General features: G+C 63.9%; 9 protein-coding genes. 2 read left to right on the top strand and 7 right to left on the bottom strand.

Annotated features, from left to right (window positions below; genetic code table 11):
* Nucleotides 1-135: 135 nt before the first annotated feature.
* The 5 genes from AC3E6W_RS03720 to murA all read right to left on the bottom strand — a co-directional run bounded on the left by AC3E6W_RS03720 (nucleotide 136) and on the right by murA (nucleotide 7077).
* Nucleotides 136-1776 carry a hypothetical protein gene (locus AC3E6W_RS03720; RefSeq protein ID WP_490652347.1) on the bottom strand — a complete coding sequence of 547 codons (1641 nt, stop codon included), beginning with the start codon at nucleotides 1774-1776 and terminating at the stop codon, nucleotides 136-138.
* 439 nt (nucleotides 1777-2215) lie between these two features.
* Nucleotides 2216-3334: a D-alanine--D-alanine ligase family protein gene (locus AC3E6W_RS03715; protein ID WP_490652346.1), complete on the bottom strand. Its 1119-nt coding sequence runs from the start codon at nucleotides 3332-3334 to the stop codon at nucleotides 2216-2218.
* 225 nt (nucleotides 3335-3559) lie between these two features.
* Nucleotides 3560-4678, bottom strand: coding sequence for an NAD(P)H-dependent glycerol-3-phosphate dehydrogenase (locus AC3E6W_RS03710; protein WP_070682253.1), 1119 nt, complete (start codon nucleotides 4676-4678; stop codon nucleotides 3560-3562).
* A 108-nt stretch (nucleotides 4679-4786) separates the two neighbouring features.
* A complete protein-coding gene (locus tag AC3E6W_RS03705) occupies nucleotides 4787-5644 on the bottom strand; it encodes a lysophospholipid acyltransferase family protein (protein WP_070682257.1) in 858 nt (285 codons plus the stop codon).
* The gene (murA, locus tag AC3E6W_RS03700; RefSeq protein WP_049333152.1) at nucleotides 5644-7077 is read right to left on the bottom strand and encodes a UDP-N-acetylglucosamine 1-carboxyvinyltransferase; all 1434 of its coding nucleotides are present in this window, start codon (nucleotides 7075-7077) and stop codon (nucleotides 5644-5646) included. Before murA ends, AC3E6W_RS03705 begins: the two co-directional genes overlap by 1 nt.
* A gap of 536 nt (nucleotides 7078-7613) precedes the next feature.
* Between murA and AC3E6W_RS03695 the strand changes: the two genes are divergently transcribed.
* Complete coding sequence (locus tag AC3E6W_RS03695) at nucleotides 7614-9116, top strand: transcriptional initiation protein Tat (RefSeq protein ID WP_490652345.1); 1503 nt, start codon at nucleotides 7614-7616, stop codon at nucleotides 9114-9116.
* Between the two features lie 113 nt (nucleotides 9117-9229).
* On the opposite strand, the gene leuD is transcribed toward AC3E6W_RS03695, so the two are convergent.
* Both leuD and leuC read right to left on the bottom strand, forming a co-directional pair.
* On the bottom strand, nucleotides 9230-9823 hold the full coding sequence (leuD, locus tag AC3E6W_RS03690; protein WP_049333154.1) for a 3-isopropylmalate dehydratase small subunit: 594 nt from the start codon (nucleotides 9821-9823) through the stop codon (nucleotides 9230-9232).
* Between the two features lie 31 nt (nucleotides 9824-9854).
* Nucleotides 9855-11297, bottom strand: coding sequence for a 3-isopropylmalate dehydratase large subunit (leuC, locus tag AC3E6W_RS03685; protein ID WP_049333156.1), 1443 nt, complete (start codon nucleotides 11295-11297; stop codon nucleotides 9855-9857).
* Between the two features lie 515 nt (nucleotides 11298-11812).
* Between leuC and AC3E6W_RS03680 the strand changes: the two genes are divergently transcribed.
* Nucleotides 11813-12622 (top strand): IclR family transcriptional regulator, encoded by an 810-nt coding sequence (locus AC3E6W_RS03680; protein ID WP_490652401.1) that lies wholly within the window; start codon nucleotides 11813-11815, stop codon nucleotides 12620-12622.
* Nucleotides 12623-12654 lie beyond the last annotated feature (32 nt).

The raw sequence follows: 12654 nt of genomic DNA, 5'->3' as shown, positions 1-12654 counted from the left end.
GGGATGGTCCCGCGTTTCACTAGATGTTTGAGGATTCACACCCTTAATTATCGCGTATTCTGCGCTACGCGTTAGCTCGCGGCCGCTTTTCTCACTAGGGAGAATGGCGGCCTGGTCTCTACCCGTTCGGGAGTCTTAGCTTCCCTGGCTGAAGTAGCGGATTGCCAGGGCAATCAGCACGATGCCGATGAGCGAGAAGAGGATCAGCGGCGCGATGCCGGACAGGCCCGAGTCGTCCGCGTCGGCATTCTTCACGGCCTGCTCCTGCGAGGCGTTCGCGCCGTCGGCCTTGGTCACGCTCTTGGCGGAGCGGCTGGCGGTAGCGGACGCGGAGGAGCTGGGCGACTTCGATGCTGCCGCCGAGCTGGGCGACTTCGAGGGGCTGGCCTCTGCAGTTCGGTCATCCTCGGACTTATTACGCGAAAGGTAACCGGCCACCCAATCGGCTGCACCGGGGATGGAATCCTGCGAACCATTGTTCGCCGCGATGCGTCCCAGCGTGGTGGAGCCGGAGGGCAACGGATCCTCATCGGTGTCACCAATCGGGGTCGGCTTTGCGGACTCGCTCGATGCCGACGAAGTGCTCGGGCGCACCACCTCGATGGAGATGACGGTGTCCTCTTGACGCCTGGTCGGCGCAATAACCTCACGGTCCACCGAGGGCGCCGGCGCCACGGGCTCTGTCTCCGGAGGAGCCACCGGTTGGTTCGGGGTGTTATCCCTGGGTTCGTCAGAAATCACGGGGATAACGGGAACCACCGGATCCTGGGAAACGTTCTTCGTGGGCTCCGGATTGGGCACGGGGACAACCGGCTGTTGCTTAGGTTCCTGAGTGGGGTCCTTAACCGGGTTCGGGTCTGCGTCCTTCGTGGGTTCCTTGGACGGCTCGGGGACGGGATCCTGAGTAGGCTCGGGGGTCACGTCCTTGGAGGGTTCCGGAATCGGTTCAGGGATGGGGTCCTGGGTCGGTTCCGGAGTCGGGTCCTGAGTGGGTTCCGGAGTCGGTTCGGGGGTCGGGTCCTGAGTAGGCTCCGGAGTCACATCCTTGGAGGGCTCCGGGGTCGGTTCAGGAGTCGGATCCTGAGTAGGCTCCGGAGTCACGTCCTTGGAGGGTTCCGGGGTCGGCTCAGCAGTCTTCGACGGTTCCGGGGTCGGCTCGGCACTCTTCGACGGTTCCGGGGTCGGCTCGGCACTCTTCGACGGTTCCGGGGTGGGCTCGGCAGTCTTCGACGGTTCCGGGGTCGGCTCGGCACTCTTCGAAGGCTCCGGGGTGGGCTCAGCAGTCTTCGACGGTTCCGGGGTCGGCTCGGCACTCTTCGACGGTTCCGGGGTGGGCTCGGCAGTCTTCGAAGGCTCCGGAGTGGGCTCGGCAGTCTTCGAAGGTTCCGGAGTCGGCTCGGCGCTCTTAGAAGGCTCAGGGGTGGGGTCCGCACTCTCAGAAGGTGCCGGAGCGGCCTCCTTGGTCGGCTCAGCACTCTCGGACGGGGTCGGCTGGGCATCAGAAGTAACGCGAGGGGATGCCTCAGCATCGGCCGTCGCGGAGGAAGTAGCTTCGGTGGCAGGCCATGCACTCACCGTAGCTAGGGTAGGAACTGCCGTCTGCGAATGTTCGTCAACGGCGGGGTCTAGGGTTTGGTCTGCAGCGTTTTCGGGGTGCACCGGTACCTGGGCGGCATCCTGTATATCCTGCGCAAACGAGGCTACAAAGGGGCTTCCGGAAGCAACCAGTGCTGTCGCCAGACTCGCAGAGACCACCTTACGGTTTCGTTTTCCCAAAAGGTTGTCCTTGACTTTCTGATATTTCGTGAGTGAATAGGTATCCCATCAGCGAGCGACGGAATACCATCAGTTATTCTACCGAATTAGCGGATTCTTTCCCGTCTATCTTATCGCTTTTGGGTATGTCTTCGGGCTTGTCATGAATTTTTACGACCGCCTATTCGGGTTTATTACCCTTTGCGGGCGCTACATTCACTTGTGAGAAAATTTGCATTACCCCTAATCGGTATGCACTTTTACTCGATAAATCGCAAAGGCATCCTAAAAGTATAACCGTCAAGTGATTTTTCACACCAGAGAAATTAGAATGTCTCTCATATATTCTTGAGAATCCCCCCTGCGGCTCGGCCGGTGGGGCGCGATGGCTCCGAGAGAGCGCACACAAGCCGGGGCACCGTACGTAAGACAGAATACGGCGCCCCGGCTGATGCAGAAACTAGCGCAGGCCCAGGGGGCGTTCCATCGCCAGGGTCAGCAGTTCGCTAATCAGGTCGGTGTAGGAAATGCCGGTGTTCTCCCACATGGTCTTGTACATCGAAATCGGGGTGAAGCCGGGCATGGTGTTCACCTCGTTGATGACCAGGCGGCCGTCCTCGGTGTAGAAGAAGTCCGCACGAGACAGACCCTCGCCGTCCAGCGCCAGGAACGCCTTCACAGCCAGCTCGCGCAGGCGCTCCTGCACATCCTGCGGCAGGTTTGCCGGGCACACGGTCACAGCGGAAGACTCAGAGACGTACTTCGCCTCGAAATCGTAGAAGCCGTGGTCCTGGTCCACAACCTCGATCTCGCCGGGGTAGGATGCGCGGGGCATCTCGCCGTGGTGGCCGTCGAGCACGGCACATTCAATCTCGCGGCCCACAATACCCGCCTCAATGATGATCTTCGGGTCGTGGCGGCGAGCCTCCTCGATGGCGGGCACGAGCTCCTCCACCGAATCCACCTTGGTGATGCCGAAGGAAGAACCTGCGCGGGTCGGCTTCACGAACAGGGGGAAGCCCAGCTTCAGCACGCGCTCCAGAATCTGCTCGCGGTCCTCGTGTTCCCACTGGCGGTTGGTGACAACCTCGTAGGGGCCGACCTCCAGGCCGGCGGACTCGAAAGCAACCTTCATGAAGTGCTTATCCATGCCCACGGCCGAGGCGGTCACACCGCAACCCACGTAGTGCAGGTCGGCCATCTCCAGCAGACCCTGCACGGTGCCGTCCTCACCGAAGGGGCCGTGCAGCAGCGGGAACACAACGTCCACCGGTGCGGTGCGGGTAACGTTGCCCTCAGCATCCACCAGGGTCAGGCGGGAATCGCCGGCGCCCATCGGCAGGAACACCTGCTGGGTGCCCGCGGGGAACTCTGCGGTACCGCGAGTGCCGGCAGTCAGCTCGGCAAGCTGCTGCTCATCGGTCAGGTACCAGCGGCCGTCACGGGTAATGCCGATAGTGATGACGTCGTAGGCGGTGCGGTCAATAGCGCCCAGAACGCCGGCGGCGGTAATGAGCGAAATGGGGTGCTCGGAGGAGCGGCCACCGCACAGCAGGGCGACGGTCTTCTTCTCGGTCATGTATTTCTCCTAGTCAATGTTCCCCTACCATTAGGTCCGGAAGGTGGAACGGCAATGCATCAATAATCCTAACGCACGAATACCGTCGCGGTCACTGATGCGTTCCTCACGCACCGGTTTTCCGCAACGGTATCCGTCCTTGGATGTTTACATTCAATCTTCTTCTAGTATGTCCTGGCACACAACCCGAATCAAGGGGTGCCAGCACATCAGAAAGCTTTAACCCTAGTGCCCCTCATGCTTGAGGCGGCGGCCCAGCAGCTTCGGGGCGAGGTCCTCGATGCTGATGCGGCCCGAAAGCACCGCCACCACGGCCTCCACGATAGGCATTTCCACGCCGTGGCGGCGAGCCAGCTCGGCCACCACGGGAGCCGACTTAATCGACTCGGCCGTCTGACTCATGTGCTCGTGCAGGCGGTCGGGGGCAACACCCTCGGCCAGCAGGCGGCCGGCCGTGTGGTTACGGGACAGTGGTGAGGAGCAGGTGGCGATCAGGTCGCCCATGCCGGCCAGCCCGCTCATGGTCGAGGCCTCGCCACCCAGCGCCACCGCCAGGCGGGTAATCTCCGCCAGGCCGCGCGTCATGATGGAGGCCTTCGAATTATCGCCGTAGTTGCGACCCTCGCAAATACCCACGCAAAGGGCAATCACGTTCTTCACCAGACCGCCAATTTCGGTGCCGACCACGTCCGTGTTGGTGTAGGGGCGGAAGTAGCCGCAGGCAATGGCCCGGGCCACGGCCTCGGCCACGGGCAGGGTGCGGGCCGCAACCACGGATGCCGTGGGCTCCTCCCCCATAATCTCAGTGGCCAGGTTCGGTCCCGAGAGCACGCACACGCGGTGCGGAATGTGGCCGATCGCGCGCACATCCGCGCCGCGCATCGCGAGGGCCTCCTCCAGCTCCTCGGTAATGACCTGCGACATGCGCAGACCTGTGCCGGTTTCCAGGCCCTTGGCCAGGGAGACCAGCAACGCATCCGGTTCGATGAAGCGGGCGTAGTTCTGCAACTGCGAGCGCAAAACCTGTGCCGGCAGAGCCAGGACCACCAGGTCCGCCCCGGTCAGCGCCGAGGGCGCGTCCGCGGTGAAGTGCAGGTTGTCGGGGAGCTTAATGCCCGGGAAGTAGCGGGAGTTCTCGCGGGTGCGTTCGCACTCGGCCATGGCCTGCTCGTCGCGACCGATGAGGGTCACGCGGGTGTCGTCGCCGCGCTCGCGAGCGGCGTCCGCCGCGATCTTGGCGAAGGCCGTGCCCCAGCTACCCGCGCCGAGAATCGCAATGGATTCCACGGTGGGTGAGAGGGTGAACTCGGGGCTCGGCGCCGGGGTTCGTCCAAAGAAGCTCATGGGAACCTGTCTCTCTCGCGCTTCCCCACGGATGCGGGGTGCGGGCATTGGTGTGGCTGGTAGGGGGAGGGTGCGAGCCGGAATCGCGCGGGCAGCCGGGGCGAAGGTCTACTTCGCGTCCGGTTCGCCGAGGGCGCCGCCGACCGGACCCGAGGGGGTGCCGGGGGCTTCGCGGCGCTTGGTGCGCGGGTTCCAGCGTCCCTCGGGGGCCTTCTCTCCGCGGATTTCCTCAAGTTCGGCGGTGATGGCGTCCAGCATCGCGTCGGTGACCACGCCCAGCTCGGTGCGGGTGTGCTTCGCCTCCGGGCTGGGGTCGGCCACGAGGGAGGCGATGTCGAGGGCCGGTCCGACCTTTACTCGCACGGTCTTGCGGGGGAAGAGCGAAACCTTGCGCTTTTCCTTCACGCGACCGTCCTCGCCGGGCTCGTCCACGTAGCCGAGAATCTGTTCGTCGCCCCAGTGCGCTACCGGGTAGACGGGCGCGCCGGTGGACAGGGCCAGACGAGCCGCGCCGGTGCGGGCCTGCATGGGCCACAGCTGCGGGTCATGGGTGGTGGTACCCTCGGGGAAAATCACGACGGCGCCGCCGGCCTCCACGACCTTGCGAGCGGTAATCAGTGACTTGCGGGCATCCACCGAGCCGCGCACCACGGGGATGTGCGCGAGCTTGCGCATGATGTAGCCGAGCACGGGAGCGCGGAAGAGCGAGTCCTTCGCCAAGAAGCGCGGCAGGGCGCCCTCAACGAAAGCAGGGAAAGCCACGGTGACCGGGTCGAGCTCGGTCGTGTGGTTGGCAACGATGATGTACCCGCCATTCTTCGGCAGGTTCTCGCGGCCGGTAATTTCGACACGCGCGATGAGCTTATACACCCCGCGCGCTGCGTTACCGAGCACCTTGTAGAGCGCATCGCCGTAGGCGGTGGGTTCAATTTCCGGCAGTGCCTTCTTTCCCTGCTGCCCGCTCATTAGCCCTGAACCTCAACTTCCTCGGGCTCCACCACGACGATGGCGGCGTCCGGCTTGGGGGCCTTGGAAGCCTTGCGCTTGAGTACCTCAAAGTTTGCGCCCAGGTTCTTGAGCTTCTGCTCAAAGTTCTCGTAGCCGCGGGCAATCAGCTCAACACCGCTCACGTGAGAGGTACCCTTGGCGGTCAGCGCCGCGATGATGTGGGAGAAGCCGCCGCGCAGGTCGGGAACCTCGATGTCGGCACCGGTCAGCGGGGTGGGGCCGGAGATGATGGCGGAGTGGCCGTAGCCCTTACCCTCGAAGCGGCAGGGTGCACCGCCCACGCAATCGCGCATCACCACAATGTCGGCGCCCATCTGCTTGAGGGCGTTGGTAAAGCCGAAGCGCTCCTCGTACACGGTCTCGTGCACGATGGAGGCACCCTTAGCCTGGGTCAGCGCCACGACGAGCGGCTGCTGCCAGTCAGTCATGAAGCCGGGGTGCACGTTGGTTTCAAAGACGATGGGCTTGAGCTCTGCGCCGGGGGTGCGACGGGCGGGGTGGGTGAAGCGGATGCCCTCGTTGGTCACCTCGTACAGGCCGCCCATCTTGCGGAACTGGTTCAGGAACGCGGTCATGTCCTTCTGAGCCGCGCCGCGCACGAAGATGTCGCCGCCGGTGGCCAGGGCCGCGGAGGCCCAGGAAGCGGACTCGTTGCGGTCGGGCAGGGAGGTGTGATCGTATCCGGTCAGCTCGTCCACGCCCTCGATGACGATGGTGCGGTCCTCGTTGATGAAGATGATGGCGCCCATCTTCTGCAGTACGGCGATGAGGTCAATAATCTCGGGCTCAATCGCGGCGTTACGCAGAACGGTCTTGCCCTTGGCGCGCACGCCGGTGAGCAGAACCTGCTCGGTAGCGCCCACGGAGGGGTAGTTCAGCACGATCTCGGCGCCCTTCAGGCCCTCTTCGGGCACGATCAGGGTGGTGCCGGTCTCGTCGTCCTTCTCGACGACGGCGCCGAACTTACGCAGCGCGGCCATGTGGTAGTCGATGGGGCGGTCACCGATCTTGCAGCCGCCCAGGTTGGGGATGCGCGCGGTGCCCAGGGTATGCAGCAGCGGGCCCACCATCAGAATCGGAATACGCGAGTTACCGCCGAAGAGCTGAATCTCCTCCGCGTTCTTGGCCGCGGTGGTCGCGTCCTGGGCGGGGTTGAGGGTGAGAACACCGGACTCGGGATCATAGTCAACCTTCGCACCGTGCAGTTCGACCAGGGTGGTAACGATCTCCACGTCGCTCAGGTCGGGGACGTTGCGCAGGGTCGAGGGGGTCGAACCGTGTAGTGCTGCGACCATCGCCTTGGGCACCAGGTTCTTGGCGCCGCGTACGTGAACCTCACCGACGAGCGGGGTGCCACCTTCGATGCGAAGCTTGCTGATGTTCTCAGTCATTAAAAATCCTTTGGAGCGTCGGTCGGTGCGACCCGAACCGGAAAACCGTGTGTAACTGCGCCAGCGTTGTGTACGTGCCGTGCCTTCGAGCGCGAAGGTGAAACGGGCGCATATATTCATCATTATTCTAAGCCCTGCGTAAAGGTGCTCCAAACAAGGAAGGACGTTCCCCCGTAGTGGGCCCACTATGCGGAGAGTGCACCTCTGATACGCGACGCTACGCCAACCTCGCTCCCCCACCCCGCCAGACAGATTGTGGTGCTTGGCGGCGCGGATACCACCTCGCGGGTTCGACGCTTGACGTTTCTGAGGCGCATGGGTGCGGTCAAGGCCTCGCCCTAAAAAATACTTGAGAAACGCGTAAAAAAATAATTTAACATACCTGAAAATTCATTACACCGCAAATAAATACGGGATTGGGGCTAAATATATCGTCGAAAACCCTGAGCGTAACCCAGAACTTGAACCTTACTCGCGTTTCGCCCCTACAATAACGTGCGCAGCTGCACCTGCGCGCTACACACCGAAAGAACCCAATGAACTACCATCACAAATCACACATCACCGTGCATCACACCGATTCCCGAACCACCGGCACCCGAGCCGCAGCATCGCCGAAGATGTCGCGCCGCAACCTCGTTCGGGGAGCCGCCTGGAGCACCCCCGTCATCCTCGCAAGCTCCGCCATCCCGGCGTGGGCAGCTAGCGTCGAGGCCTGTACCCCCGCCCTCTCCCTCAAGCCCGCTGCCACCGGCTACGACGACGTGAGGGGGGCCTACAGCGAATGGATCGTTCCGCAGGGCACCGGCCGCGTGCGTTTCGATCTGATTGGCGGCGCAGGCGGAGCCACCTCCTCCTTTACCCCCTCGTACCTTGCCCAAGAGACTGACTCCTACCTCATCGGCGGAGGCGCGGGTGCCCAGCTCAGCGGCATCCTGAAGGTCTCGGAGGGCGATATCCTGCGCGTCTGGGCCGGCAACGGCGGCGTCGGTGCCGCATCCGGCACCCGCCCCGCACTCGGCGGCGGCGGTTACGCGGCGGGCGGCGATTCCACCGGCTCCAGCACGCAAATCGGCAAGGCGCAGACCCCCGAAAGCACCTCCGGCATCGTCTACGGAGCCTCCGGCGGCGGCTCCTCCGCTATCGAGCTGGTCCGCAACGGCACCGTCACCGTGGTAGCCGTGGCCGGCGCTGGCGGAGGCGGCGCGCAGTTCGCGACCCTCGCAAGCCACTTCGCGGTCTTTTCGGAAGCCCCCGATGACCAGCTCAACCCGGCCATGCGCATTGCCGCAGATGGTGCCGGCACCGCTATCGGCGGCGGTAACGCCGGGGCCGACGCGAGCCAGGATAACGACGGCCAGGGCGGCATGCTCATGGCGCGCCCCTACCAGATTCTCCACCCCGTCACCACCTGGGACGAAGACATGGACCTGCGCATCAGCGTCACCGGAGGCACCCCGGGCCGCGCGGGCGTACCCGGCACGACCGGAGAGGCACTCATCGGCGTACTCGGCGCCGATCGCCAGCTGACGCTCAAGGACATGAAGACCCCCTGGTTTGAAAACGTTGAGTTCCCGCCCTACTACAGCTACGACGGCGACTCCGTGGTCACCGGCGTCAAGGGCACCGGAGGCTCCGAGGCTACCTCCGGGTACAAGGGTCGAGGCGGCTCTGGTGCCCTCATCGCCCACGATCAGGATAGGTTCAGCCTGACCAGCATCGCCTCGGGTGGCGGCGCTGGATACGGCGGCGGCGGCGCGGCCCTGAACATCTGGACGGCCGCCACCTACTTTGACGACGTCTTCGGCCGCCAGGTGCAGTTCAACGAGGGAGGCAGCATCACCTCCGTCACCGCGATGAGCAGCGGCGGCGGCGCGGGCGGCAGCTACATCAACCACGAGCTGGTGAGCGACTTCAGCCTGGCCACCGCAAAGAACGCGAACTCGCAGGTGGGCGTGCGCTCCCCCGGCTCGGTGCAGCTGTACACCTGCTCGGAGAACGCATCCCTCGCCTCCCCCATCACGGGAGCGGCCGCCTAACGGTATTCCGCGGTATTCCACGCGCATGACAAAAGCTCGGGGCGGTCACCTTTTCGGTGACCGCCCCGAGCTTTTAGCTATTCGGTACTCTCGCGGCAGCGAGGTGAAGGCGTTTAGAGCTCCTGAGTGCGCGGCATCCAGGAGGGGCGCTTCGCCTCGTACGCCTCGATGGCGTCAATGTTCTGCAGGGTCAGGCCGATGTCGTCCAGGCCCTCCATGAGGCGCCAGCGCACGTAGTCGTCAATCTCGAAGGGAACGACCAGCGCGCCCACGGTCACGGTCTTCGACTCCAGGTCGACCGTGATTTCGGTGCCGGGCTCGTGCTCCAGGGCCTTCCAAATCAGCTCGATGTCATCCTGGGCGACCTGGGCGGTCACCAGGCCCTGCTTGCCCGAGTTACCGCGGAAAATATCGGCAAAGCGAGCGGAGATAACGACCTTGAAACCGTAGTCGCGCAGCGCCCACACGGCGTGCTCACGCGAGGAACCGGTGCCGAAGTCGGGGCCGGCCACCAGAACGCTACCGTGCTTGTAGGGCTCCTGGTTCAGGATGAACTCGGGGTCCTTGCGCCAGTTGGCGAAGAGCGCGTCGTCGAAGCCGGTCTTGGTCACGCGCTTGAGGTAGACCGCGGGGATAATCTGGTCGGTATCAACATTCGAAGAACGCAGCGGTACGCCGATACCGGTGTGCTTAATAATGGGTTCCATAATGGCTCTCCTTTATAGCGTCGGTGGCGTATTACGCCAGAACGTCGGACGGTGCGGACAGGGTACCGCGCACGGCGGTTGCGGCGGCGACCACCGGGGAGACCAGGTGGGTGCGGCCGCCCTTGCCCTGGCGTCCTTCAAAGTTACGGTTCGAGGTGGAGGCGCAGCGCTCGCCGGGGGCCAGCTGGTCGGGGTTCATGCCCAGGCACATGGAGCAGCCGGCGAATCGCCAATCGGCGCCGAAGTCCTTGAAGACCTTGTCCAGGCCCTCTTCTTCGGCCTGTGCGCGCACCTTCTGGGAGCCGGGCACGACCATCATGCGCACGTTCTCGGCGATGGTGCGGCCGCGCACGATGTCGGCCGCGGCGCGCAGGTCCTCGATGCGGGAGTTAGTGCAGGAGCCCAGGAAGACGACGTCCACGGGGATTTCCTTCATGGGGGTACCTGCCTCCAGACCCATATACTCGAGGGCGCGGGTTGCGGCAACCTTGTCGTTCTCGTCCTCAAAGTCGTCGGGGGACGGCACGGACTGGCTCAGCGGCACGCCCTGGCCGGGGTTGGTGCCCCAGGTAACAAAGGGCTCGAGCTCGTCGGCGTTGATGAAGATTTCCTTGTCGAAGACGGCACCCTCGTCGGTGGGCAGGGTCTTCCAGTACTCCACGGCCTTGTCCCACTCTTCACCCTTGGGGGCGTGCGGGCGGCCCTTGATGTACTCGAAGGTGGTCTCGTCGGGGGCGACCATACCGGCGCGTGCACCCGCCTCGATGGACATGTTGCACATGGTCATACGGCCCTCCATGGAGAGGGAGCGGATGGCGGAACCGCGGTACTCGAGCACGTAGCCCTGGCCACCGCCGGTGCCGATCTGCGCGATGACGGCGAGGATGATGTCCTTAGCGGTCACGCCGGGCTTGAGGGTGCCCTCAACGTTGATGGCCATGGTCTTGAAGCGTGCCAGGGGCAGGGTCTGGGTGGCCATGACGTGCTCCACCTCGGAGGTGCCGATACCGAAGGCCAGCGCACCGAACGCGCCGTGGGTGGAGGTGTGGGAGTCACCGCAGACGATGGTCATGCCGGGCATGGTCAGGCCGAGCTGCGGGCCGACCACGTGCACGATACCCTGTTCTTTGTCGCCCAGGGAGTGGATGCGCACGCCAAATTCCTTGGCGTTGCGGCGCAAGGTCTCAATCTGGGTGCGGCTGGTCAGGTCGGCGATGGTGCCGAAGATGTTGTCGGTGGGGGTGTTGTGATCCTCGGTGGCGATGGTCAGGTCGAGGCGGCGCAGGGGGCGGTTCTCGATGCGCAGGCCTTCGAATGCCTGGGGCGAGGTCACTTCGTGCAGTAGCTGCAGGTCGATGTAGAGCAGGTCGGGCTTGCCGTTTTCGCCGGGGACGACAACGTGGGCGTCCCAGACTTTTTCTGCCAGGGTGCGCGGACGGGTGCCCGCGGTGGTTGCGTTCTGTTCGCTAGTCATGCTTTCTCCTGCTTGATGCGTTCCTACGGTGGATGCGTTCGGTGTGGTGCGTACCGCAAGTTTGCGGAGTTGAGGGGCGGATTATGTACCCGATGGGACCCTCAAATCGGTATTTCCCTACGGCGTGTCGCATAAATTTTCATGAGTTCTTAGCCTGTGAGACGGCCTAGAAACACCCCGAACTCGCGAGTGTTTTTATGTGGGTTTACTCTATGACTCCAGGGTAATTTTGCGGGATTATTCGCATTTTTCTGCGTCTTTTCGCATATTTTCACCCATAAACCCACGCAAACACTTATTATGAAAAGTTCATAATTTATCCCGTAGGGGGTGATTCCATCTTCAGCTCTGCATCCCAAAGAGTCCATGAAGTCCGGGGTATCTTTCATATTCTGAGATAGAATGAAGGAATGACTCCTTCCGCATCACGTTTCAGCGCACACGGAATGCGTCACGTCAACGCATCCACACAACACAACGCACCGATCATCGACCCCGTCAAGCCGCCCGAGCATATGAACGCCGATGAGCATGTGGTAGAGGTACACTCCCACGGTTCCTCCGGCGTTGGCGTGCTCGACAAGGCCACGCTCATCCTCGACTGCCTCGAGGCCGGCCCCGTCTCCCTGGGCGATCTCGTCAAGGCCACCGGCCTGGCACGCCCCACCGCACACCGCCTCGCCGTGGCCCTGGCCCACCACCGCCTCGTGGCCCGCGACGTGCAGGGCCGCTTCATGCTCGGCCCGCGCCTGACCGAGCTGGCCTCCGCCACGATCTCTGACGAGCTCACCACCGTGGCCAACCCGATTCTGCAGCAGCTCAGCATCGACGCCGACGAGTCCACCCAGCTGTACCGCCGTCAGGGCGATTGGCGCGTATGCGTCGCGACCGCTCCCCGCCCCTCCGGCATGCACGAGTCCATCCCCCTGGGTACCCAGCTGTCCATGCAGGCCGGCTCCGCCGCACAGGTGCTGCTGGCGTGGGAAGACCAGAACCGCATCGTCGAGGGCCTGCGCGACGCCCACTTCAGCGCCGCCATGCTCGCGGCCGTGCGCCGCATCGGCTGGGCACAGTCCGTGGGCGAGCGCGAACGCGGCACCGCCTCGGTTTCGGCCCCCGTGCGCGCACCCGGCGGCAAGGTGATTGCGGCCGTGTCCATCTCGGGCCCGATCGACCGCATGACCCGTCAGCCCAACCGCAACTACCCCGAGCTGGTCTTCAAGGCCGCGCACGCCATCACCGAGGGCCTGCGCGAGCTTTCGGCCTCGCACGGACACGTTGACAGCGAGGCGGAAACCCCCGCCGACCCCAACGAGGTCGGCTAGTTTCAGCGGCGCCTCGCAGCAACAGCACCTCA

This window comes from Rothia sp. SCPM-O-B-18226 (M350), from assembly GCF_058213595.1.
This window is presented reverse-complemented; position numbering and strand designations above follow the sequence as displayed.